This is a genomic window from Agrobacterium sp. CNPSo 3708 (assembly GCF_028674915.1).
Taxonomy (GTDB): Bacteria; Pseudomonadota; Alphaproteobacteria; order Rhizobiales; family Rhizobiaceae; genus Agrobacterium; species Agrobacterium cavarae.
In genome coordinates this window covers 203,255-226,493 of record NZ_JAQZSF010000001.1, presented here as the reverse complement: position 1 = coordinate 226,493, position 23,239 = coordinate 203,255, and the positions used below count along the sequence as shown (strand labels likewise).

19 protein-coding genes are annotated in these 23,239 nt (G+C 57.1%); 11 read left to right on the top strand and 8 right to left on the bottom strand.

Features of this window, described 5'->3' with window-relative positions; all coding sequences use genetic code 11:
- Positions 1 to 22: 22 nt before the first annotated feature.
- Entirely contained in the window at positions 23 to 3,529 is a 3,507-nt protein-coding gene (locus PVA19_RS01055; RefSeq protein ID WP_274100897.1) for a PAS domain-containing hybrid sensor histidine kinase/response regulator, read from the bottom strand.
- A 244-nt stretch (positions 3,530 to 3,773) separates the two neighbouring features.
- Here PVA19_RS01055 and mscL point away from each other — a divergent pair, with 244 nt between their 5' ends.
- The gene (gene mscL / locus PVA19_RS01050) at positions 3,774 to 4,217 is read left to right on the top strand and encodes a large conductance mechanosensitive channel protein MscL (protein WP_113266241.1); all 444 of its coding nucleotides are present in this window, start codon (positions 3,774 to 3,776) and stop codon (positions 4,215 to 4,217) included.
- Positions 4,218 to 4,313: 96 nt separating this feature from the next.
- Positions 4,314 to 5,486 (top strand): pyridoxal phosphate-dependent aminotransferase, encoded by a 1,173-nt coding sequence (locus tag PVA19_RS01045; protein ID WP_274100896.1) that lies wholly within the window; start codon positions 4,314 to 4,316, stop codon positions 5,484 to 5,486.
- 226 nt (positions 5,487 to 5,712) lie between these two features.
- On the opposite strand, the gene PVA19_RS01040 is transcribed toward PVA19_RS01045, so the two are convergent.
- The 6 genes from PVA19_RS01040 to motA form a co-directional block, all read right to left on the bottom strand.
- On the bottom strand, positions 5,713 to 6,162 hold the full coding sequence (locus tag PVA19_RS01040) for a hypothetical protein (RefSeq protein ID WP_062425108.1): 450 nt from the start codon (positions 6,160 to 6,162) through the stop codon (positions 5,713 to 5,715).
- Between the two features lie 5 nt (positions 6,163 to 6,167).
- Entirely contained in the window at positions 6,168 to 7,247 is a 1,080-nt protein-coding gene (flhB, locus tag PVA19_RS01035; protein WP_062425109.1) for a flagellar biosynthesis protein FlhB, read from the bottom strand.
- 224 nt (positions 7,248 to 7,471) lie between these two features.
- Positions 7,472 to 8,518: a flagellar motor switch protein FliG gene (gene fliG / locus PVA19_RS01030; protein WP_062425110.1), complete on the bottom strand. Its 1,047-nt coding sequence runs from the start codon at positions 8,516 to 8,518 to the stop codon at positions 7,472 to 7,474.
- 27 nt (positions 8,519 to 8,545) lie between these two features.
- Positions 8,546 to 9,049, bottom strand: a complete 504-nt coding sequence (gene fliN, locus PVA19_RS01025) for a flagellar motor switch protein FliN (RefSeq protein ID WP_062438808.1) — start codon at positions 9,047 to 9,049, stop codon at positions 8,546 to 8,548.
- Positions 9,050 to 9,114: 65 nt separating this feature from the next.
- Positions 9,115 to 10,077 (bottom strand): FliM/FliN family flagellar motor switch protein, encoded by a 963-nt coding sequence (locus PVA19_RS01020; RefSeq protein WP_274100895.1) that lies wholly within the window; start codon positions 10,075 to 10,077, stop codon positions 9,115 to 9,117.
- A 1-nt stretch (position 10,078) separates the two neighbouring features.
- The gene (motA, locus tag PVA19_RS01015; RefSeq protein WP_062425113.1) at positions 10,079 to 10,951 is read right to left on the bottom strand and encodes a flagellar motor stator protein MotA; all 873 of its coding nucleotides are present in this window, start codon (positions 10,949 to 10,951) and stop codon (positions 10,079 to 10,081) included.
- A 281-nt stretch (positions 10,952 to 11,232) separates the two neighbouring features.
- On the opposite strand from motA, the gene flgF reads away from it, so the two are divergent.
- The 3 genes from flgF to PVA19_RS01000 are packed head-to-tail and all read left to right on the top strand — an operon-like array spanning position 11,233 to position 13,907.
- Positions 11,233 to 11,967, top strand: a complete 735-nt coding sequence (flgF, locus tag PVA19_RS01010; protein WP_062425120.1) for a flagellar basal-body rod protein FlgF — start codon at positions 11,233 to 11,235, stop codon at positions 11,965 to 11,967.
- Between the two features lie 15 nt (positions 11,968 to 11,982).
- On the top strand, positions 11,983 to 13,374 hold the full coding sequence (fliI, locus tag PVA19_RS01005) for a flagellar protein export ATPase FliI (RefSeq protein WP_082447260.1): 1,392 nt from the start codon (positions 11,983 to 11,985) through the stop codon (positions 13,372 to 13,374).
- A 2-nt stretch (positions 13,375 to 13,376) separates the two neighbouring features.
- Positions 13,377 to 13,907: a flagellar protein gene (locus PVA19_RS01000; RefSeq protein WP_113274259.1), complete on the top strand. Its 531-nt coding sequence runs from the start codon at positions 13,377 to 13,379 to the stop codon at positions 13,905 to 13,907.
- Positions 13,908 to 14,107: 200 nt separating this feature from the next.
- Here PVA19_RS01000 and PVA19_RS00995 read toward each other — a convergent pair whose 3' ends face one another.
- A complete protein-coding gene (locus tag PVA19_RS00995; RefSeq protein ID WP_274100894.1) occupies positions 14,108 to 16,030 on the bottom strand; it encodes an O-linked N-acetylglucosamine transferase, SPINDLY family protein in 1,923 nt (640 codons plus the stop codon).
- A gap of 347 nt (positions 16,031 to 16,377) precedes the next feature.
- Between PVA19_RS00995 and PVA19_RS00990 the strand changes: the two genes are divergently transcribed.
- The 6 genes from PVA19_RS00990 to PVA19_RS00965 all read left to right on the top strand — a co-directional run bounded on the left by PVA19_RS00990 (position 16,378) and on the right by PVA19_RS00965 (position 23,234).
- The gene (locus PVA19_RS00990; protein ID WP_274100893.1) at positions 16,378 to 17,247 is read left to right on the top strand and encodes a flagellin N-terminal helical domain-containing protein; all 870 of its coding nucleotides are present in this window, start codon (positions 16,378 to 16,380) and stop codon (positions 17,245 to 17,247) included.
- Positions 17,248 to 17,520: 273 nt separating this feature from the next.
- A complete protein-coding gene (locus PVA19_RS00985; protein ID WP_062426088.1) occupies positions 17,521 to 18,393 on the top strand; it encodes a flagellin N-terminal helical domain-containing protein in 873 nt (290 codons plus the stop codon).
- A 327-nt stretch (positions 18,394 to 18,720) separates the two neighbouring features.
- On the top strand, positions 18,721 to 19,599 hold the full coding sequence (locus PVA19_RS00980; RefSeq protein ID WP_062426087.1) for a flagellin N-terminal helical domain-containing protein: 879 nt from the start codon (positions 18,721 to 18,723) through the stop codon (positions 19,597 to 19,599).
- A 237-nt stretch (positions 19,600 to 19,836) separates the two neighbouring features.
- The gene (locus PVA19_RS00975; RefSeq protein ID WP_194286759.1) at positions 19,837 to 20,793 is read left to right on the top strand and encodes a flagellin N-terminal helical domain-containing protein; all 957 of its coding nucleotides are present in this window, start codon (positions 19,837 to 19,839) and stop codon (positions 20,791 to 20,793) included.
- A gap of 421 nt (positions 20,794 to 21,214) precedes the next feature.
- Positions 21,215 to 21,859: a hypothetical protein gene (locus PVA19_RS00970; RefSeq protein ID WP_112519930.1), complete on the top strand. Its 645-nt coding sequence runs from the start codon at positions 21,215 to 21,217 to the stop codon at positions 21,857 to 21,859.
- A complete protein-coding gene (locus PVA19_RS00965; RefSeq protein ID WP_274100892.1) occupies positions 21,852 to 23,234 on the top strand; it encodes a MotB family protein in 1,383 nt (460 codons plus the stop codon). Before PVA19_RS00970 ends, PVA19_RS00965 begins: the two co-directional genes overlap by 8 nt.
- Positions 23,235 to 23,239 lie beyond the last annotated feature (5 nt).

Genomic DNA, 23,239 nt, shown 5'->3' with positions numbered 1-23,239 from the left:
ATCATTTGCGCGCCGGGATAGTCTACTCCGCTGCGGCTCGGCGGGTATTGAAGACCTGGGTGACGTAAGCACGTAGCGCCGCGGGGCGCACTGGCTTGTGCTGAACGCCGATACCGTGCTTCTCGGCCTCCGCGCGGACCTCCGGGGTACGGTCGGCCGTTATCAGCAGGGCAGGGATCTGCGCCTTCAGCCTTTCGCGCAGATGCAGGATGAGATCGATACCGGTGCCTTCAGCCAGATGATAGTCGGCGACGACCAGATCGGGAATGCCCACTTTGCCGAGAACGGCATCGAGATCTTCCTCTGAGGCCGCTTGCGAGACTTCGCAGCCCCAACCGCTCAGCAGCACCGACATGCCCTCGAGGATCTTTGGCTCATTATCGATGCAGAGAATATGAAAGCCGGAGAGTTGTGTCTGTTGAGGGGACGCGGTCGCAACGCCCGCCTCCTTGCCCCGTTTGGTGCTCTGCGCTTCGCGCGGCAACTGCACCTGGAACGAGGTGCCTCTGCCGACGACTGAGGACAGCTGGACGGGGTGATGCAGCACCCGCGAAAGTCGATCGACGATCGAAAGGCCGAGACCGAGACCCGCCGCCGCCTTCATGCCTCCATCAAGCCGGGTGAACTCCTTGAAGATCGTCCGGAACTTCGAGGCGGGAATGCCCATGCCCGAATCCATCACCTGGATCACCACATCGCCTCCGCGACGGCGCGCGCCGACCAGCACCTTGCCTGACATCGTGTATTTGATGGCATTGGAAACCAGGTTCTGGATGAGGCGGCGCAGCAGATTGATGTCTGAGCGCACCATCAAGGACGTTGGCATCACCACGAATTCGAGGTTCTTCTCGCGCGCCATGGGCGCAAAATCGGTTTCGATACGCTTTAAGAGGTCGTTCAGCGGCACGCTTGCCATGCGCGGTTTCATCGAGCCGGTATCGAGGCGAGAAATATCCAGTACTGCGCCCAGGATCGTCTCGACCGATTCCAGCGCGGAGTCGATATTCTGTACCAGATTGGTATTTTCCGAATGGCCGATACGCTCCACGAGCGCCGAGGAATAAAGCCGTGCGGCGTTAAGCGGCTGCAGGATATCGTGACCCGCTGCCGCGAAGAACCGCGTTTTGCCGATATTGGCCTCATCGGCAGCCGCGCGCGCCTCCGCCAGCTCGCGATTGACCCGCGTAAGTTCGCCGGTGCGTTCCGCCACGCGTTGCTCCAGCGTCTCGTTGGCCTGTTTGAGCGCTTGGTCACTTGCAACACGCTGCGTGATATCGGTGAAGGTCGCAACCACGCCCTTGTCCGGCATGGCGTTGGAGCGCACCTCAATAATGCGTGCGCCGCCACTCAGCACCAGGGAGAAGGGGCGATCCATTGTCAGGAACTGATTGATACGTTCGCCATGATCGCCAGGCTCGATATCCCCACGCTCTTCCAAAAGCGCGACGATCTCCCCAAGCGGCAGGCCGACGCGGCCGAAATGCTCCGGCAGGTCGAGAAGGGTGCGAAAGCGTCTGTTCCAGATCGTCAACTGCTGCGAGGCGTCGAAGACCGCGATCCCCTGATCCATCTGCGCCAGGGCGGTTTGCAGCATATCCTGATTATATTGCAGGGCCTCGCTCGCCTGGTCCAGCAGCCAAGCCGTGTCGGCGCTGGTGTCCTCTGCCTTTTGCAGGATGAGGGACAGCACCAGACGCGCTGAGGAGGAGCCGATGGCGCTTCCCAACAGTTGCTCGGAAAAATGGATCAGCGCCATATCGGCCGGCTGCTCATCCTCCAGCTTTCGACCGGCAGTCTTCTCGTAGGCGGAGAGCGAGCGGAGCATCCGCTCTTCGCCAAGATAACGGGCGACCGCGCTTTTCAAGTCCCCGACGCTGACGCGCGTCTTCCACCCGCGCGTGGCAAATTGCGATTTTGAGTGGCGCTTGACGAAGATGCCGGACTGGATGCGCTCGACGGGACGAGGGTTTCGCGAAAGCGAGCCGAGCACGAAGGCGAGCGTATTGATAAGCAGGCTGAGCGTCACGGCATTGACGAGCGGATCGGCGCCGGGCCCGCTGAACATCTCGGTTCCGGGAAAAATGAAGCTCAAAACGCCCGCAGCGACGTAGGAGTAATCGGGGCCACCAAGGCTCGGCAGAAAGAGAAGATAGGCCCAGACGAGGAAGCCGGAGCTGAGGCCGGCGATCGCGCCGCGCGCATTGGCCCGCCGCCAGAGCAATCCGCCGAAAAGCGATGGCGCCATCTGCGCGATAGCCGCGAAGGCCAGCAATCCGATGGAGGCGAGACCCGATGTGCTGTCTGCTGCCCGGTAGTAGAAATAGCCAAGCAGCAGCACGACGAAGATCGCGGTGCGGCGGATATTGAGGAGCGTCTTGGCGAAGTCGTCGCTGTGGGGCGAACGGGTCAGCAGCTTCTGTCGCAGGAAGATCGGCATCAGGATATCGTTGGACACCATGATCGACAGCGCCACCGAAGCGACGATCACCATTGCCGTGGCCGCAGAGAAACCGCCGATGAAGGTGATCAGCGAAACGACCGGCATGCCGTTAAACAGCGGCAGTTGCAGGACATAAAGGTCGGCATTGCCATTATTTCCGATCGTCAGGAGGCCGGCGACCGCAATCGGGAGGACGAAAATGTTGATGGCAATCAGATAGAGCGGCAGCAGAAAACCTGCGGTACGCAGTTCCTTCGGTGTGCGGTTTTCCACCACCGTGACATGGAATTGCCGCGGCAAGAGGATGATGGCAAAGCCAGAGAGAAGCGTCAGAACAATCCAGCGGCTGATCGGCGTCTGGTAGGAGACCGCTTCCATCACTTGGGTATTTTCGGCAGCAAGCCGCCAGAGCTCCGCCGGCCCGTCGAAAAGAAAGAAGACGACGTAGACGCCCGCGGTGCAGATAGCCAACAGCTTGACGACCGATTCCATCGAGATCGCCAGGATCAACCCGTCCTGATGTTCCGTCGCATCGGTATGGCGCGTGCCGAACATGATGGCGAAGCCTGCCATCACCACCGTCACGATGAGGGGAAGGTCGAGGAAATGGAGATTGCCGCTGCCGATGCCATAATCGCGCGGGTCCACCATGGTCGCGACCGAACTCGAGACCGCCTTCAGCTGAAGCGCGATATAGGGGACGGCGCCGACCAGCGCGATGATCGATACGATCATGGCAACGGTCGGGTTCTTGCCATAGCGCGCCGCGATGAAGTCCGCGACCGAGGTCAGTTTCTCGGCCTTCGCCAGTTCCACGATACGCCGGATGATGGGCATTCCCAGCGTGAAGGCCAGGATCGGGCCGGTATAGATGCCGAGAAATTCAAGCCCGCGTTCGGAGGCAAGACCCACGCCACCGAAATAGGTCCAGGACGTGCAATAGATCGCAAGGCTGAGCGCATAGACGATAGGCCGCCCCTTGTTGGGAGCGGTCTTGCGTCGTCCCTTGCGGTCGCCGTAACTCGCTACTGCAAAGAGCAGCAGAATATAGGCGAAAGCCGAGACGAATATGATCCACCCAGGCAGCAATGCAGTGTCCCCTCCACACAATCCCAAGAAGCTTATGACACTTCCAGTGAAATGAGAATTGGCACCGCATTGGCATAAAGTTCAACAGACAGGCACAGGGTAGGAAATCAACCGGCAGATGCATGGAACGAAATACACGGATCGCGCGTCATAATACCTGCACAATGGCAACCGGACTGCTATTGTGAGAGCGTCGGTGGCGTCTCGTCCCGGCAGGCAAGAGGGCTTCAAGAGGGACATCTTCATGCTCAACGAATTCAAGACATTCATCGCGCGCGGCAACGTCATGGACCTGGCCGTCGGCGTCATCATCGGTGCGGCGTTCAGCAAGATCGTCGATTCCGTCGTCAACGACCTGATCATGCCGCTCGTCGGCGCTATTTTCGGCGGTTTCGATTTCTCGAACTACTTCATTCCGCTGAGTTCTTCCGTAACCGCCACATCGCTGGCCGCCGCGCGTGAGCAGGGCGCGGTTATCGCTTACGGCAACTTCATCACCATCGTCATCAACTTCCTTATCCTGGCCTGGATCATCTTTCTCATGGTCAAGGGCGTGAACAAGATCCGCGCCTCCGTCGAGCGTGACAAGCTGGAAGAGAAGAAGGCGCCGGCCCCGCCGCCGGAGGATATCAAGCTGCTGAGCGAGATTCGCGATCTGTTGAAGACGCAGCAAGGCTCGGCCAGCTAGCCTCCATCCATCAGCAAAATCCGTGGTTTCTTCACGGAATATCATGCAAAGGGTGCAAGCGATGCGTTAAGAAGGCACTCGAACGGAGTGCCTTCTATGTCGGTTTTGAACAGTCTCAGTGTCCGCTCTCTGGCAGCGCCGGAAAGTGGTATCGTCGAGGTCAAGAAATACGCCCATGCCCGCGAAAATCTTCTGCCCCTGTGGGTGGGTGAGGGCGATCTTCCCACGCCGGACTTCATCTCGAAGGCCGCCGTTGATGCGCTGAATGCCGGTGAGACATTTTACACCTGGCAGCGCGGCATTCCGGAGCTTCGCGACGCGCTTGGCCGCTATTATCAGCGGCATTTCGGCGCTTTGCTGTCGCCTGAGCACTTCTACGTCACCGGATCTGGGATGCAGGCCATCGTGCTGGCGGTTCAGGCCCTGACCTCGCCTGGCGATGAAATGATCTACCTGACGCCGACATGGCCGAACATCGTATCCGCGATCGGGATCGCCGGTGCCAAGGCCGTGCCGGTCGGGATCGACTTCACCCAGGGCAAATGGGACATCGATCTCGGCAAACTCGAAAGCGCCATCACCCCGAAGACCAAGGCGCTGTTCATCAATACGCCATCCAATCCGACCGGCTGGACGGCAACCGATAATAATCTGCGCGATATTCTGGCACTGGCGAGAAAGCATGGTCTATGGATCGTGGCTGACGAGATCTATGCGCTCTATCACTATGCAGGTGGCCGCGCGCCATCCTTCCTCGACATCATGGAAGAGGGCGACCGAATCATCTTCGCAAATTCCTTTTCCAAGAACTGGTCGATGACCGGCTGGCGCGTCGGGTGGCTGGTGGCCCCGCCGGAAATCGGTCAGGTAATCGAAAACCTGATCCAGTATTCCACGTCGGGTGTTGCGCAGTTCATGCAGCGCGGCGCAATTGCAGCACTTGACCATGGCGATGAGTTCCTGGCGAAGAATTTTGCTCGCGCTGCGCAGTCTCGCGACATTCTCTGCGACGCGCTGATTGCCACCAATCGGGTCGAAACCCTCAAGCCGGATGGCGCGCTTTACGCATTCCTGAAGATCGATGGCGTGACGGATACGCGCGCGGCGGCCTTTGACATCGTCGATAAGGTCGGCGTTGGACTGGCGCCGGGCAACGCATTTGGCGCGGGCGGAGAACTCTTCCTGCGCGCCTGCTTCCTGCGTGATCCGGCGCAGATTGCCGATGCCGCAGAGAGACTGTCGGACTACATCTTGAAGAAGTCAGCGTGAGGTTTTCACACCTGAGTTAACGACCCGCAACCACGATTACAGCATCGTCCCGGACATCGAAATCGATGTTCGGGACGATGTTTAGAATCAAAAAGCGAGATTCATCCTTTGTGCGGTCGAAGGACACACAACGCTCTATCGCACAGGACAAAAGAGGCGCATCGTCCCATGCACCTCGTCTGTCGTCTGAGGATGAAAATACTATACGGGTGTAACGGTCAGGATTTTAGTGCGCTGCATTCATCGCAGCGGAGTCCGCATTCTTGTAGAAGGTGGCGTAGCGCAGGCTATCGGCCAGGAAAGCGGTATTCTCGTTCGGATCGGTGGAGGGATTCTGGAAGTTGATGTAGTTGATATTGACGCCGGCATGGTCCTTGCCGAGCATCAACTGCGCATAGATCGTGACACCTTTCGGCTTGATCTCGAGATCGAGCGTGATCTCAGGATAGGTGTCCCAGTCAAGCGTGTAGTCGCCCCCGATGCCGAAGTGAACAGTACCCGGGTGGAAGTAGAGTTCGGCCGCCGAATCCACGAGATCCGACAAGCTATTGTAATATTCAAACTTTAAAAGAGATATCAGATCAGCAGCGTCAATCAGACGAAGCTCGGCCGCTACGGGACCGATTGCGCGTGCAACTATCTCTTCTCGTTGAGCCGAATATGGGCATTTTTTCATATCGATCAGTTTACCCGTCTTTTGTTCTGACGTGCGGCGTAAACCTTGTGAATGAGTTCCGCCACAGCCTTATAAAATACTGACGGAATGACGCTATCGACCGAGACTTGCGCAAACATGGAGCGAGCGAGCGGCGGGTCCTCAAAAATTGGTATATTGTGTTCCGTGGCGATCTCTCTGATGCGTAGAGCAATCAGATCCTGGCCCTTTGCGACGACGATCGGTGCATCGCTCTCTTCCTTGACGTAGCGCAATGCCACGGCATAGTGGGTCGGGTTGGTGATGATGAGCGTGGCTCTTGGAACGCTGTCGATCATGCGGCGGCGGGCGCGATCGCGCGCAATTGAGCGCTGGCGGGCCTTGACGACCGGATCGCCCTGCGACTGCTTGTGCTCGTCCTTGACTTCTTGCTTGGTCATTCTGAGGTTGCTGTACCAGCGATGATTGGTCCAGAAATAGTCGGCGACCGCGAGGATGCCCGTCGAAAAGAGAATGACGATCATCATCTTCTTCAACGCTTCGTAGCCTGTCGGAACGATCATTTGAGGGTCGGTGTTGAGCGCGTTGAGAAGCCGGAAATAATCCCCCTTCAACACCATTGTCATGATGATGGCGACGATGGCGACCTTGAACAGCGATTTGCCGAACATCACCAGACCGTCGACGCTGTAGATTCGCTTGAAGCCTTTAACGGGCGAGATCCGCTCGGCCTTCGGGGTGATTCGATCGAGAACGAATTGCGGAAGGTTCTGAGCAAAAGACTGGCCGAGGCCGAAAATGATGAACATGATCGCCGCCGGCAGAAGCAGCGAGCCTGCTTCCTTTGCGAGATGGAGGCCGAGGGACACGAGATCGCCGGCCGTATTCAGGCGCCACTGTTCCGGCCGCTCGATCACGTCCTTCAGGGATTCGCCGAGGCGCCTTGCGCCATCCGGCGCAAAGAAAACGAGATAGACGTAGAAAGCGAGCGAAGACGCAAACAGAGACGCTTCTGTTGACGCGGGGACGTTACCCTTCTCGACCGCGTCGCGTAGTTTTTTCTCTGATGGTTCTTCTGTTTTGCTGTCTTTGTCGTCGTCTGCCAAGGCAAGACCTCCCTAAGGCATATCGCGCAAAATCTTCAGCGGTTTTGCGATAACGGAATGCGTTAAGACAAAGACTTGACCGTCAGACGCGAACATAAAGATCGCGGGACGCTCAAACTGAAAAAACCCGCCTTGTCCTGGCAGGTCTATGAAAGAAGGTACAGTTTTGGAAGACGACCTGCAAGACGGCAGCGTCCTGCAGCAAGTGTTATCAACTGGGAAGCTTATGCTGCTGCTGGCTCACCCTCGGCTGGAGCAGCTTCCTTGAGGACGATCTGACCGGAATTGGCCATGCGAATGGCTTCCTGCGCCACGGTGCGGCGTGCCACTGCAACTTCGCGGGTGTTGATGTTCGGACCGCCGGCAGAAAGGTCGGACTCGATCATGCGGCGCTGGCGTGGGCTGATGCTCGACAGCACACATTCCTTGATTTCCGTCGTGGCGCCGCGCAGCGCCATGGTGAGGACATCGCTGGTAATATCGCTGAGAAGCGTAACACGGCTGCGCTGCGGCATGTACATGAGGTCTTCGAAGAGGAAGATCTTCGGCTTGACCTTGTTCGCCGATTCTCGGCTGAGGGTTTCGAGCGAGCTGAGAAGGGTATCGACCTGGGGTTTTTCCAGTTCGTTCATCAGGTCTGCGACCTTGATGGAGCCGGTCGCGTTGCGTTCTGCCTCGACCTCGGCGATCAGCGCCAAGACGCGCTTTTCGATGATCTGCGCGGCAGTCGGGCTGACTTCCTTCATGTTCACCGTACGGTTCATAATGTCCGCACGCTGTTCGTCAGGAATGGTCAGCAGAACCTTGGCACCGAAGGAGGACGGCAGCATCGAAAGGATATAGGCGATTGTCTGCGGATGCTCGCGCATCACATACTTGCCGATGAATTGCGGATCGGAATCCTGCAGCTGATCCCAGATGGATGTCTCGAATGCCTGGAACGCCGCACGACGGCCAAGAAGGCCGTCCACTTCGTCTGGCGTGAGCCCTTCTTCGAGGATGGCTTCGATCGCCTTGGCATTGTCCATGAGACCGGTTCCCTCGGTGAAGAGGTCCTCGAACTCGGCAACGATCTGGGCAAGTTCGTCCGGAGGGATGACACGAAGAGTCTGAGCGGAATTGATGATGGTCTGAAGCTCGGCCTGGGTGAAAAACTTCAACAGTTTTCCAGCCACGCCCTTGCCCATTGCCAGGAGCACGGCGGCAGCCTTTTCAGCCTGAGACAACGGTTTCCCTAAGACCGGGTTACCGAAATCCTCAAAGTCCATCATGGTCTTTCCTCTCCGTCCCCACAGGGATCAGGTCTTCTTAGTACTCAGCACTTCGATCAGCTTCACACCGAAACGTGTATCGTCGTCTTCCAGAACGGTAATCTCGCCGCGTGCAATGCAACGACCGTTCACCATGATCTCAACAGGTTCGCCGATTCGTCGATCGAGCGCAATTGTTGCTCCCTCTTCCAGGCCCATCAGACCTGATACCAGCATGCGGCTGGTTCCCAAAACGATCTGGACATCGATCGGGATGTCCATGATCAGGTCCAGATTATCCGCCAGTCCGCTGCCAAGCGGCGCTGCGGAAGCGGTTGCGCCCGCGTCAAAGCCAAACGCGTCGAGGTCATCGCCCAGCGGGCTTGCAGCGGCGCCATCAAAGTCGCCGAAATCGCCGAAGCTGGAGAGCGAACCATCCGCGTCGCTTTTCAAGACGTCGCGCAGCCCACCGATAGCTTGATCCAGCTCGCCCGTGTCATCGAGCGAAGGCATCAGGTCGTCGTCGGTTACAGGGGTCTTTTTCGTAGCCATGCGATAATTATTCCTTTTGAAACTTGCGTCAGCCTGCCTAAAACCTAAGGTAGTATTGAGCGATCTCAACCCATCAGGTGTCTTAGGATTTCGTCATCCGTAGAGACGTTGTTCTTGACCCGAACCGTGTAGCGGTCCCCGGCTCGCCCAAACTCGCAATTGTACATTTTTGCTCCGTTTGCGCTTACTTCGACGCAGATATCATCCTGCTTCGCGTCCCGGAAAGGAATGACGTCTCCTTCCACGAGTCGTGATATCGTCTTCAGTGTCAGTGTCAGTGTCTGCAGTCTGATCTTCGCCTCAAGCGTCACCTGGGACCGCTTGACCTGCTCGGAAATCATCTCCATCCACTCTTCTTGCTTCTTCAAGGCTCCAGCCGAAGGCTTCGGCGTGACGATCTTCGTCTTGAGAAGGGTGCGCTGAGGAATAATCAGCGCAAATTCAGAGGTCACCTTGCCGATTGTGATCGTCGACCGGATCAGCATGCCGAATTGGCCGAACATGGCCTCCTCATAGGTGCTCTTTCCGGTTGCATTGAAGGGTGGCTCGATCGTCACTTCGAAGCCACCGGGCGCGTTGACCGCAGAGCGCAGCACGCCAGCGATTCGGTCGAGGATCAGAGCTGCAAGATCAAGCTCGATCGCCGACAGCGCGCGGACTTCTGGTTCCATGATCGTATCGGGAGCAGCCCCCAGCATGCGCTCCATCAAAGCCATGACGAATGCGTTGCCGACACCCAGCATGAAGTTGTTGCACCAGTTGCGAAGCGAACAATCCGCGACAGCATAATCCTTGCCGAGCTTCGCAATGAGATCGGTCATGAGGCCGGATTCGCAAGCCTCATAATCCACCTCGATGGTGATGCCGGTCTGGCTGTGAAAAACATCGGGAAGGAATGTGCCATAGACCTGGCCAATCTCGTTGCCGATCTTGGTGACGGTCTTGCTGTCACCAAGCCCACCGGTGAGCTTGGCAAGCAAGGAGGGTTCCATTCCCAAGGAAGAGCTGTGGTCCGCAGCAATCGCCATATCAAGCCGCCTTCTGGTCGCCGCCAGGGTTCATCATTTCCTGCTCGACCGCGTCGATGGACGGACGCTCGTAACCGGAAATCGTCTTTCGTCCATATTCCAGCGCGACCTGCGGAACCGAGCCGTTCATATAGGCGATCAGGGTCTGCTTCACGATGACATACAGTCTGTGCTGCTTCGAGCGCACGATTTTCACCTGAGAAGCGAGAGGGTTACAGATCGAATAGGAAAGCAGAATCCCGAGCATGGTGCCCACGAGCGCGGCACCGATCAGGCCACCGAGAACCGCAGGCGGCTCGTTGATCTTACCCATCGCCTTGATAACACCGAGAACGGCCGCGACGATACCGATGGCCGGAAAGGAGTCGCCCATCGCGGTGATCGCGTTGTATGGCTTTAGCTTGTCGTAGAGGATCGTTTCGATTTCCTCGTCCATCAGCGCTTCGATCTCATGGCTGCGGGCGTTGCCGATGATGATCAGGCGGACATAGTCGCAGATGAAGGCTGTCAGTTCCTTGTTCTTGAGAACCGACGGAGCCGTCTGGAAAATGGAGGATTCTTCCGGATTGTCGATATGGGCTTCGATCTCGTTGCGCGACTTCGTGCGCAGATCGCGCATCAGCCCGTAGAGAACGCCCAGCACGTCGAGATAGTGACGTTCCTTCGGCACCGCGAATTTAAAGGCTTCGCCAAGCGCCTTGCCTGAATCCTTCACCACCTTCATCGGGTTGGACATGATGAAGCCGCCGAGACCCGCACCGCCGATGATCACGAGCTCGAACGGCTGAACAAGGACGTCCAGATGGCCGCCCATGGCCATGAAGCCGCCGAGAATACAGCCGAAAGTAATAACCAGTCCAATAACGATATTCATCTGACGCTCACACCTGCAGCCAATTTTCCTCCTGAATGGTTAGGCATCATGCCTTGCGCGAGGCTGGCTTTGAGGTGTTTCGCGGCATGGACCACATTGTCTGAAACGTCATCGCGTCATGTTGTGGCGCTCTGGCGTCGTTGGCGCTGCTCATTCTTTGCAGGCTGGTCGCAGAGCCGAACCCAAAAGTTTCGCGCAAGCAAACCCCTCTAGGTCTTGAAGCCATGATGCGCCGAGTTTGGCCGCACGTCCTTGGCTGGAAGTCCGAACAGGAGAACGACATGCAATCTGGTATCTATGTTGGTATTTCGTCCCAGATCGCCTTGGAACGCCGCCTGACGACCATCGCGGATAACATCGCCAATATGAATACGGTCGGCTTTCGTGGCACCGAGGTGAAGTTCAACCAGGTCATGGCGGAGACGAAGAACGATTTGCGTGCCAATATCGCCTTCGTGACGCAGGGCAACGACTATCTGTCGACCGTCAATGGCGAAGTCGAGCGGACAGGAAACCCCTTCGATTTTGCCGTCAAGGGCGATGCATGGTTCGCCATCAACACGCCGTCCGGTCAGGTCCTCACACGTGATGGCCGCTTCTCCATGTCGACGACGGGCGAACTGATTTCGACCAAGGGCTATCCGGTTCTCGATCCGGGCGGTGCGCCGATCCAGCTCAATCTCGCTGCAGGTGAGCCAACGGTCGGCTCGGACGGTCGTATTACCCAGAATGGCAGGACGATGGGCCAAATCGGCTTGTTCACCGCTGATGCGAAAAAGGGTTTTGTTCGCTATGAAAACAGCGGCGTGATCTTCTCTCAGGCGCCACAGCCCGTCGTGGATGCAGATAGAGCCGGCGTCGTGCAGGGCTTTCTGGAATCCTCCAACATCAACGGCGTCTCGCAGATGACGCAGCTTATTCAGGTCAATCGGGCGTTTGAAGGCATTTCGTCGATGATGAAATCGACCGAGGAGAACCTGTCCCAGGCGTTGCGCACGCTGGGCGGCGGTCAGTAATCGGCATGAACCCCAATGGATAGCCAACCGCAGCCTTCGCCGTTTCACAAACTGGATGCCCTCGCGCAGATCGCGGCCGCTCAACTGGCCTCTGGCGCGCCCGTTTCGCACGGTGGGCGTGTGCGCACAATCGCTGCCGGGCACTACACGGTCAATGGGCTTTCGGAACATGTAAGGCTTGGCGAGTTTGTCGTACACAAAAGCGCGACGGGCCTGCATCTGGGCGAGGTGGTGCGCGTCGAACCGGACCTCATCTATGTCTGCCCCATCGAACCTGGCGAGCCGATCGGCGTCAACGACGTCGTGCTGAGAGAGGGCGAATTTCGTGTTCAGCCCGACGATAGCTGGTGCGGTCGCACCATCAATTCGCTGTGCAAACCGATCGATGGTAAGGGCCCCCTGATGAAAGGTGCGCGCAAGCGCTCCGTCATGGCCTTGCCGCCACCGTCCATGAGCCGAAGCCGCGTCATTTCCGGCTTCCGGACCGGGGTGAAGGCGATCGATATTTTCACTCCGCTGTGTTTGGGCCAGCGTCTAGGTGTCTTTGCCGGATCGGGCGTGGGTAAATCCACCTTGCTCTCCATGCTCGCCAAGGCGGATGCCTTCGACAAGGTGGTCATCGCACTGGTCGGCGAACGCGGTCGTGAAGTTCGGGAATTCATTGAAGACACGCTCGGCGACAATATGAGGAAGTCGATTGCCGTTGTCGCCACCAGCGATGAAAGCCCCATGCTGCGAAAGATGGCACCGCTCGTGGCAATGACCATTGCCGAGCATTTTCGCGACAAGGGCGAGAATGTCCTCTTCATTGCCGACAGCATCACCCGTTTTGCCCATGCCATCCGCGAGGTGGCGATCGCTGCCGGCGAACCGCCGATCGCGCGTGGATATCCGGCTTCTGTCTTCACCGAACTTCCAAAGCTTCTGGAACGGGCAGGGCCAGGCGAGGAGGGGACAGGAACGGTTACCGCCATCATCTCAATCCTGGTGGACGGCGACAATCACAACGATCCGATTGCGGACTCCACACGCGGCATTCTCGACGGTCACATCGTGCTTGATCGCTCGCTCGCCGATGAGGGGCGTTATCCGCCGATCAATCCGCTGGCATCCATCTCGCGTCTTTCCCACAAGGCCTGGACGCCCGATCAGCAGAAGCTGGTCTCGCGGCTGAAATCGCTCATTCACAATTTCGAGGAAACAAAGGATCTGCGCCTCATCGGCGGATATCGGCCGGGCGTCGATGCCGAACTCGATATGGCGGTCAAGCAGGTACCCTTTGTCTATGAAGTTCTCAAGCAGTCTCCGGGCGATCCGACGGTGATCGACGCCTACGCAGAACTGGCAAATGCGCTGAGAAATGCGCCCGTTAACAACCAGGCGGCTGCACAGCGGCGAGGACCCTGATCATGAAGTTCAAAAAGCGCGACAAGACCACCACCGCGGCCGATGCCGCCAGACAATTCGATCGGGTGCTGACGGGCGGGCTTATTGCCGTTGCGGCAGCCGCAGCGGCGCTCCCCTGGTACGTTTTCCTCAATCCGGAGAAATTCGGCATGAGCGGCCGGGGTTGGGAAGCGTTGATGAACGTCCCACAACGCGGCGGCGGCGGTGGGGAGGCGGTCATTCCCCATGGCGACGACTCCGCCGCCATCGAACCGAAGGATGCGGTCGTTGATAACGTCATTACCGCGACGGTTCCCGCTATCGACAAGGATATCATTTCAGACAGTTCAGCGGTGCAGCAGCCCTTCCCGGGTGGCGTGAACTTCAAGCTCTTGCATGTCTCGAACGGACGGGCGCTGATCGAGGACAAGTCAGGCATGTTCCTGGTGCAGATTGGCTCGATCCTGCCAGATGAGAGCAAGCTTCTCTCAATGACCAAAGTGGACGGACGATGGAAGATCGTGACGTCTGCCGGCGAGCTTTACTCCGAATAACGTCGGAGGCGACGGACGACAAAGATCGTCCGACCACATCGGAGCGCAAATAGCCCGATCGCCGGAAAGTACAACTCGTAAATCTACAGAAGATGGAGCGCCGTTAACACCGACCGCCTATTCGCATAAGAGAAGACGGGTCTTTTAAGATCACATGAAAAAAGGCCGCTTCTTCGAGGCGGCCTTTTTCGTGTTCGGCGTTATCGTTCGAGGAAAGGGCCGTCGCGCTTTGGAAGCGCGGGGACGTCGAAATGATCCGGTTCGGCCCCCTGCTTGGCGCGCTCGACCATCATCTCATACGCACTCTCAAGGTGACGGCAGAAGCGCTCCGCATCGAAGAGGGGCGTGACAAAGCGATTTGTCGCGACCCGCTCGCGGACCTCTTTGAGGCGATCGGGATTCTGGGCATAGAACACCGCCTGGTTAACATAGTCCTCTTCGTCCTCAGCCACGAGTTCCGGAGTGCCGATGGCATTCAACAGACTTTCGCTGACGCGTGAAGCGAAGTTCGTTCCCTTGACGGTGAGGACAGGCAGGCCCGACCAGAGCTGTTCCGAGGTCGTCGTATGGCCATTCACCGGGAAGGTATCGAGACCGAGATCGGCGGCTGTGATACGATTGAGGTGAAGCTCGAAGTCCAACTTGCCCATCAGGAAGACGCGCTTGGCGGGGATGCCGTTCTCATTGAACTTCTTCATGATGTTCACGGCGCTGACCTGGCTGTTATGCAGCACCCAGATGACGCTGTCTGGCACCTTTTTCAGGATATCGCACCACAAATCCATCACGCGCGGCGTGATTTTGCGGTTGGCGTTGAAAGAGGCAAAGACGAAGGCGTCTTCAGGCAGCCCGACTTCTGCGCGCGTCACCTGTTTTGCCAGGGGGCGATTGACAGGATCGTTCGGCTGATAGGTCTCGGGTAAGCGCACGAACTTCTCGTGATAGAAGGGCTTCGAGCTGTCCGGCAGCACATAGTGGTCGCCGACGGCATAATCCAGATCGATATTGACGACCGAGCCCGGGAAGCCGATCCATGCCACCTGAAGGGGGGCGGCGCCCATGTTCAGGATTGCCGTGCGGTTGCCTGCAGTGTGACCCTTCAGGTCCACCATGATGTCGATGTTGCGTGACCGCATCTCCGCATGCGCCTGTTCATCCGTCATGTCGCGGATGGTGACGACATCGCCCCAGAGGCTGCGATCGGCCTCGTTCGTACCAAGAAGCTTAGGATCGGAGTGGCAGAAGAGCGTGACTTCGAAACGATCGCGGTCATGCAATTCCAGGACCCGGCGGATCAGCTTCATCGTCGCGTGCTTGTCGAAGAAGTCCGAGGAAAGATAACCGATGCGGATCTTCTTGCCCCATTCATGCGGCATCGCGCGACGGCGCTCTTTTATGTCGGGGGTGAAGACCGGCGTGTTCGAGCGCGCCAGCTGATTGATGTACTCGTCGCCGCTCCAGTGAAGATTGAAGAAGGTGCCGTCGAGCGAAACGAAGGACGTATCGCCTGCCGCAACAGCGGCATCGATGATCGGCTGATGTTTCTCGATATTGTCGAACTTGCTGTGTTCACGGCTGAACACCAGATACATGAGACGAACCGGGTTGTTGCGCGGCAGTTTGGACAACAGAACGCGCGCCGTTTCGATGTCGCTTGGATCGAAAAGATCCCATGTCGTGATGGCGATACGCGCACCGAGTTTGATGTGCTCGATATCCTCGCTTTTCATCAGGATGCTTTTTAGCGTGCGGGCGATACGATTTTCGCCACGTTCGATCAACAGCGAACCGACGATATAGGCAATATCCGGATGTTTGTGAAAACGGTGAATGAGCTTGTTGGAAAGGGCGAGTGCCCTGTCCTTCTGGTCGCACTCGTAGAAGAGCTTGATGCTTTCAACCAGGTAGGTCTCTGCATCCAGCCCGTTTTGCTGATAGGCAAGTTCGTAGGACGTTGCGGCCTGTTCTTTCAGTCCGAGTTGCAGCAGCGTTTTGGCAAGCAGGGCATAGGTGCGCGCATCACGGTTGATGTCGATCAGCCGGTTCAACGTCCTCAGCGCGTCTGTGTAGCGCCCTGTCTTGAAGTGCTTGGAGGCGGCTGAATAGCTGATTTCGTTTAACATGGATACGTTGCGTCCTCTTGCTCGGCAGGTCTTTTTGGGGCGCGGCCGATCTGCGGCGATAGAAAAATTCACCAAACGCTACAGGATGAACCTTGCTCGAAACGGGACACCTTCACGTGGCTTTCCCAGTCTGAGGAAGGGCTTTCACACGGGGTTAACCATAGGTCCGGGAAGGGGGGATTCGATCGTTCAAATTAAGAAGTTGGCAATCGTTGAGGGTCATTTTCATCCTCACGTGACGGGTTTGGTGTCCTTCAGAAAATGGACCCGAGTGGCATGAGGCCGAACCGTTTACGCCGGTGGAATCCGGCATGTCCCTCTCATGTATCTCGTTAAAAGGGGCAATCATGTCTAGCATTAACTTCAACTCCAGCGCGACGAACGCTCTCCAGACTCTGCGCGACGTCAACAGCAAGCTGCAGAACACACAGAACACCGTTTCTACCGGTCTGAAAGTTTCGTCCGCCAAGGATAACGTTGCCTACTGGTCGATCTCCACCACCATGAAGTCCGACAACAAGGCGCTCGGCGCTGCGACGGACGCTCTGGGCGTCGGCGCTGCAAAGGTCGACACGGCGTATGCCGCAATGGATAGCGCGATCGACGTCGTCAACGAGATCAAGTCCAAGCTGGTCACAGCGAGCGAAAGCTCTGTCGACAAGGATCAGGTCAACCTTGAAATCGGTAAGCTGCAGGAGCAGCTAACGGCGATTGGCCAGGCTGCATCCTTCAACGGCGAAAACTGGATGGTCACCTCGACCAAGACGACCGTTGTCGATGGCTTCATTCGCAAGGAAGACGGCACCGTCAAGATCAACACGGCCGAGTTCCAGGCTGGAAGCTACGCCATGTTCTCGACGATCGCCAGCGGCGTTGGCAGCGGCGGTATTCTGAGCGCCGTCATGACCATCGAACTCACCAGCGCGGCGACACAGGGCAAGATCGACACCTACCTCTCTACCGTCGAAACCGCTCTGAAGGAACTGACGAAGGGTGCGGCGGCCCTTGGCGCGATGTCCACGCGTATCGATCTCCAGGACAAGTTCGCCAGCAAGATCAGCGATGCCATGAAGGCTGGCGTCAGCAAGCTGGTAGACGCCGACATGGAAGAAGAGTCCGCTCGTCTGGCGTCCTTGCAGACTCAGCAGCAGCTCGCAGTGCAGTCGCTCTCGATTGCCAACAACAGCTCGCAGAGCATTCTGTCGCTCTTCCGTTAAGCCAAGCGGTAAAGAAAATGTTAAAGAGGCCAGGTCGAGAGACCTGGCCTTTTCTTTTTATTAACTTCAGTTAATGAGTATTAACGAATTAATTTCAAATTTTACTATCTGTTAATTCAATATTATATCGGTGTTAACCTTAATGGCTTTAGATCAATCCATCAAAACGACGGCTGCAGCGTTAATGGATTGGCTCAGCGAGCATGAGGCTATACGTCGTTTAACCGGTGAAACCGGAATGTCCCTTCCCTATACTTGCCAAAGGGGCAGTTTATGACCAGCATTCTGACCAATACTTCCGCAATGTCCGCATTGCAGACGCTGCGTTCGATCAACTCGAATATGAAGGATACTCAAAGCAGCGTTTCCTCTGGCCTTCGCGTAGGACAGGCATCTGACAACGTCGCCTACTGGTCCATTTCCACGACCATGAAGTCCGACAACAAGGCTCTCGGCGCCGCCACGGACGCTCTCGGCGTCGGCGCTGCAAAGGTCGATACCGCCTATGCTGCAATGGATAGCGCGATCGACGTCGTCAATGAAATCAAGGCAAAGCTCACGACCGCAAGCGAAAGCTCCGTCGACAAGAAGCAGGTCCAGCTTGAAATCGACAAGCTTCAGGAACAGCTGACGGCGATCGGCCAGGCTGCCTCCTTCAACGGCGAAAACTGGATGGTCAACGACACCAAGACGACGGTTGTCGATGGCTTCATCCGTAAAGAGGACGGTACGGTCAAGGTCAACACGGCCGAGTTCCAGGCTGGAAGCTACGCCATGTTCTCGACCATCGCGAGCGGTGTTGGTAGCGGCGGTATTCTGGGCGCCATCATGACCATCGAACTGACCAGCGTAACGACGCAGGGCCAGATCGACACCTTCCTGAACACGGTTCAGACCTCTCTCGACAGCCTCACGGACGGTGCTGCAGCACTTGGTGCACTGAAGACCCGCATCGACATGCAGGACAGCTTCTCCAGCAAGCTCTCCGACGCCATCAAGTCCGGCGTCAGCCGCCTGGTCGATGCAGACATGGAAGAAGAATCTGCCCGTCTCTCGGCACTTCAGACCCAGCAGCAGCTGGCCGTCCAGTCGCTGTCGATTGCGAACTCCGGTTCTCAGCAGCTGCTTTCGCTCTTCAGAGGCTAATCGCTTCCGCTTCAACGATAAAAGCCGCGCTCCAGCGCGGCTTTTTTTGTTTGTTTCGACACCAAAATTTCGCCGTGACAAAACCAAAAATATCATTTATTATCAATTTGTTAGTCAATGTTAACGGGCGGCATCTCCGCTAATACGGCGTTCATTCAAGTAAAAATTTCCCTAAATTTAAGGCTTTATTAACCATAAAGCGGTTTTCTGCGGCCATCGAAACAGCGCACCGGACCAACCATTCGGTAAGCATGAAGCTAACTGCCGCGTTTCCCGGTACGACCGGAATGTCCCTTCTTCCAGAGATTGCCAAAGGGGCCAATTCAGATGACAAGTATTTTGACCAATACATCCGCTATGTCCGCTCTGCAGACATTGCGTTCGATCAATACCAGCCTGTCCGACACTCAAAACCGGGTTTCTTCCGGCTACAAGGTTTCTCAGGCCAGCGATAACGTTGCATATTGGTCAATTTCCACCACGATGAACTCCGACAAAAAGGCCTTGAACGCCGCTGCTGACGCACTTGGCGTCGGTGCAGCCAAGGTTGACACCGCTTACGCCGCGATGGAAAGCGCGATCGGTGCTGTCAACGAGATCAAGGCGAAGCTTGTGACGGCAAGCGAAAAATCCACCGATAAGGGCCAGATTCAGCTCGAAATCAGCAAGTTGCAGGAACAGCTTTCGGCGATCGCCCAGGGCGCCTCCTTCTCGGGCGAAAACTGGCTGGTCACCCAAAGCTCGCAAGCCAATGTCGTGGATGGATTTGTTCGCCAGGCCGATGGCACGGTCAAGGTTACCGTGGCGACTTTCAATGTCGGGACCTACGCCCTATTCTCGACGATCGGCGCCAACGGCCTCGGAAGCGGTGGTGTTCTCGGTTCGATCATGTCGGTTGCGCTGACCAGCATCTCGACCCAGGGCGAAATCGATGGCTTCATGAATATCGTCGAAAAGGCACTGAGCAAGATGACCGATTCCGCTGCGGCGATCGGTGCTCTCCAGATCCGCGTCGAACTTCAGGACAAATATTCCAGCAAGCTCTCCGATGCGATCGAGGCTGGTGTCAGCCGTCTGATCGATGCGGACATGGAAGAAGAATCGGCCAAGCTTTCCGCTGTCCAGACGCAACAGCAGCTCGCCATCCAGTCGCTGTCGATTGCGAACTCCAGCTCGCAGAACCTCCTCTCGCTCTTCCGCCAGTAAGGTTTCGCTTCAATCTATGGCAAAGGCCGCGTTTTCTGGAAGCGCGGCCTTCGTCATTCAAGGCATGTGACGATCAAAGAGGTTTTTCTCCAGTTTCGCGCAAGCTTGCCCATGGTTTGATCGCCTGTCTGGCTGCTTTGATTCCCATGACCTTCGCCTCTTCATGACGATGAGGCCGCGACCGCCAAAAATGGCATGTTCTTCCCTCGCCTTGAGATTGCTGACATGACAAAAATCATGACCTCTAGCTACGTGCAGAGCGCCCTTCAAACGCTGCTGTTCAGCAATGAAAACCTGGATAAGACCCAGCAGATCACAAGTAGCGGCTTGAAGATTGGCAAGGCTGCGGACAATGCCGGATACTGGTCCACCGCCAAGAACCTGACATCTGAAGGCAACGTTCTGAGCAGCGTTGGCGATGCGCTGAGCCTCGGGGCCTCCAAAGTCGACACGACCTACGAAGGCGTTTCCTCGGCAATCGACATTCTCGACAAGATCAACACCGAGCTGATCACCGGTTACGAGGAAAGCACGGACCGCGACACCATCAATGCGTCGATCGCAGCGCTGAAGAAGAACCTGGCGTCGGTCGCCCAGGCGGCATCCTTTTCCGGCGATAACTGGCTCCTGAATACCACCCCGCAACTGCCAGACAGCAAGTCCATCCCTTTCTCTTACAAAAAGGGAGCAGACGGTGCGGTCAGCCTGCAGTATCTGAGCATCAAGACCTCCGACACCGTCCTCATCGATTCCAGCGACCCGAGCCGTGGTCTGTTCACCAAGGCGACTGATGCTGACACGCTCAACCCCAATGGTTCCGGCACGCCCCGCGAGTACTACTTGATGAGCCCCGACGGGGCGACGCCCCCGGGCGGTCAGGAAATCGCCATTTCGTCGAGCACGACGAAGGAAGAACTTGACGACATGGTGGCAGTCGTCGGCCAGCTTTCCGCCAAGTTGAAGGGGCTCGGCAGCTCTCTCGGGACCATGTCGAACCGCATCGATCAGCAGCAATCCTTCGTGGGTGCGCTTGGCGATTCCTTGAACAAAAGCGTCAGCCGTCTTGTTGACGCGGACATGGAAGAGGAATCGACCAAGCTTGCCGCCTATAAATCGCAGCGTGATTTGGCGGTCGAGGTCGTTTCGATGGCCAATAGCTTCCGAAAGAGCCTTGCAAGTCTGTTCCAAGGCTAAGGTTTGGATCACGAGAAGGCACTTGGGGGTTCGATCCCACGAGTGGCGTGACGGCAGTCCAAAGACCGCGTAGCCCAGCGGCGTGCTTGCCTTAACGGTGTTGATCTCGCGGGCGAACGTCCGCTCGAATTCTGCGCCTGACGCATGTCGTTGTCACAAGAAGAGCCACGTCGTTCTGCCTGAAATGCCACAGCATATCATGGTCATTGCCCCATTCGTCTGCCGCAGTAGACCTATCCTCTCCCCTAATGGTGGAGAGGTTCACCCTCGCACAAGTTTGGCTCTTTACCCTGCCGGATGAAAAGCTGTCATGGCAGGACTCTTCCTCCTTCGCTGAGGCAGTTGCGAATACCTTGCGGTTTTTCCGTAAGGCTTCCCGGATTGAAAAAGACAGATGTGATGTCTGTCATCAGGTGCGTCGATGAGTGCAGCGCTGACAAAATATTTGAAGGATTTCAGCCAGTTCGTGCCGGCTGAAGAACCTGTGGCAATCGATATCGAGTTGCCGGCGGTGACCTTTGAAAGTGATTGGGCGGCGGCTCCCGAGCCTTTGGTCGATCTTGAGGAAGAGAAGCGGAAGGCTTTCGAGGATGGCGAGCAATCCGCAAGACAGACTCTCGAAGAAAGCCATCAGGCCGAACTCGACGCGTTGAAGCTGCGCCATGAGGAAGAGCTCGAGGCCCAACGCGTCCGGTTCGAGGAAGAGATTGCCGGTCACCTTGCGACCTCGGTCATCACCATGAAGCAGGTCATGAATGAGCACGTCGAGGCCGCCTGTCTCAAGGTTCTCAGCCAGTTTGTCGAGCAGGAGCTTGCACAGAAGACGGCAGCCGAAATGGCGGCTCAAGTTCTTCGCGAAATCCGCGACGGCTACGCTGGCACGGTCAAGATCAGCGGGCCGGAGCAACTGCTTTCCAAGATGCGCAAAGGCCTGGAAGAAATTGACCATCCTGTCGATTACGAGGTGTCGGACGACATCGATATTCAGGTTCAAATGGATAATTCAGTTCTAATGACGAGACTGTCGGAGTTTTTCCAAGGTTTGAGGGGCTTGTCGGATGAGTGAGAGCGAAAATCACCATCACGGCAAGAATGAAATCATCATCGTCAAGCGTCACAAGGGTGGGCATGACGGTGCGCATGGTGGTGCCTGGAAGATCGCCTTTGCTGACTTCATGACCGCGATGATGGCCTTCTTTCTCGTCATGTGGCTCGTCAACGCTTCCAATGAGAAGACGACCGCCTCGGTTGCCAGCTATTTCAATCCCATCAAGCTGACGGATGAGCAGCCGGCCGAGCGTGGGTTGAAGCAGCCCGCCAAGAAGGAGCAAGGCGAGGAGAACAGCGCAAAGTCCGACACCAAGTCGACCAAATCGACGGAAGGCAGTGCGGCGGCAAGCGGCGAGGATTCGACCACGACGTCCGGCCAGAACGTCAATTTCTCCGAAGCGGCGTTCTTCGAAAACCCCTATGCGGTTCTTGCGGAGATTGCCCAGGAGGTCGGCCAGCAAGCCAATGTCAGCGCCAAGGGTGAGGGCGGTGCAAGCGAATCCGGCCCTTCCACCGGCGCCTCCGGCGGTGAGGCCTATCGCGATCCCTTCGATCCGGATTTCTGGAGCAAGCAGATCGATACCGCTCAGCAGAACCCTTCTGTGGTAGTACAGGACACCAAGCTCCCGGAAAAGGAGCAGACGTCTGAAAGCGCGAAACAAACGCCACCGAACGAAGATGTCGCAGGCATTATCGGCGACCCGAACGAGCTTGGGGCACCGCCTGATGCTAAGACGGCTAAGGCCGAACAGGTTGCCGCAGACGATCTGGATCCGGAGGCTCAAAAGCCCACGGAGGTGGCCATGGCCATTCCCGTGCCCAGCCCCAAGCCCGACCAGGCATCCGGTAAGCAACCAAACAAACAGGATGCTGAGGTGAAGCAGGACTCTGAAAGCGAGCCTGCCACGCCCGTCAAGGTATCGCAGAAGAGCGAGAAGGCCGCCGACGCGCTCCGCGCGGAGATCTCGCAACAGGTTTCCGGCGTGGCCGGCAAGCTTGCCGAGGGCATTGTCGTGACCCCTGCCGAAGGCGGCACGCTGATCACCATTTCGGAAAAGGCAAGCACTGCGATGTTCAGTGTCGGTTCTGCCATACCCCAGCGCGACCTCGTCCTGGCAATGGGCAAGATCGGCGAGGTTCTCAGCAAGCAGAAGGGCGCCGTCGTCATTCGCGGCCATACCGATGGCAGAGCCTATAGTAGCGGCGGCAAGGATAACTGGACGCTGTCGATGGATCGCGCCCATGCGGCCTATTACATGCTGGTGCGCGGCGGACTGGATGAAGGACGGATCAAGCAGCTGTCCGGTTTTGCCGACCGTCGCTTGCAAAGCACCGACGACCCGATGAACGGCGCGAACCGTCGCATCGAGATATTGCTCGAGGACGGTTGAGGCCA

Excerpts from the sequence above, each read along its gene's own strand:
- mscL (WP_113266241.1), top strand. The coding sequence starts at position 3,774 with ATGCTCAACGAATTCAAGACATTCATCGCGCGCGGCAACGTCATGGAC.
- PVA19_RS01045 (WP_274100896.1), top strand. The coding sequence starts at position 4,314 with ATGTCGGTTTTGAACAGTCTCAGTGTCCGCTCTCTGGCAGCGCCGGAA.
- PVA19_RS01040 (WP_062425108.1), bottom strand. The coding sequence starts at position 6,162 with ATGAAAAAATGCCCATATTCGGCTCAACGAGAAGAGATAGTTGCACGC.
- fliG (WP_062425110.1), bottom strand. The coding sequence starts at position 8,518 with ATGATGGACTTTGAGGATTTCGGTAACCCGGTCTTAGGGAAACCGTTG.
- fliN (WP_062438808.1), bottom strand. The coding sequence starts at position 9,049 with ATGGCTACGAAAAAGACCCCTGTAACCGACGACGACCTGATGCCTTCG.
- PVA19_RS01020 (WP_274100895.1), bottom strand. The coding sequence starts at position 10,077 with ATGGCGATTGCTGCGGACCACAGCTCTTCCTTGGGAATGGAACCCTCC.
- motA (WP_062425113.1), bottom strand. The coding sequence starts at position 10,951 with ATGAATATCGTTATTGGACTGGTTATTACTTTCGGCTGTATTCTCGGC.
- flgF (WP_062425120.1), top strand. The coding sequence starts at position 11,233 with ATGCAATCTGGTATCTATGTTGGTATTTCGTCCCAGATCGCCTTGGAA.
- fliI (WP_082447260.1), top strand. The coding sequence starts at position 11,983 with ATGGATAGCCAACCGCAGCCTTCGCCGTTTCACAAACTGGATGCCCTC.
- PVA19_RS01000 (WP_113274259.1), top strand. The coding sequence starts at position 13,377 with ATGAAGTTCAAAAAGCGCGACAAGACCACCACCGCGGCCGATGCCGCC.
- PVA19_RS00995 (WP_274100894.1), bottom strand. The coding sequence starts at position 16,030 with ATGTTAAACGAAATCAGCTATTCAGCCGCCTCCAAGCACTTCAAGACA.
- PVA19_RS00990 (WP_274100893.1), top strand. The coding sequence starts at position 16,378 with ATGTCTAGCATTAACTTCAACTCCAGCGCGACGAACGCTCTCCAGACT.
- PVA19_RS00985 (WP_062426088.1), top strand. The coding sequence starts at position 17,521 with ATGACCAGCATTCTGACCAATACTTCCGCAATGTCCGCATTGCAGACG.
- PVA19_RS00980 (WP_062426087.1), top strand. The coding sequence starts at position 18,721 with ATGACAAGTATTTTGACCAATACATCCGCTATGTCCGCTCTGCAGACA.
- PVA19_RS00975 (WP_194286759.1), top strand. The coding sequence starts at position 19,837 with ATGACCTCTAGCTACGTGCAGAGCGCCCTTCAAACGCTGCTGTTCAGC.
- PVA19_RS00970 (WP_112519930.1), top strand. The coding sequence starts at position 21,215 with ATGAGTGCAGCGCTGACAAAATATTTGAAGGATTTCAGCCAGTTCGTG.
- PVA19_RS00965 (WP_274100892.1), top strand. The coding sequence starts at position 21,852 with ATGAGTGAGAGCGAAAATCACCATCACGGCAAGAATGAAATCATCATC.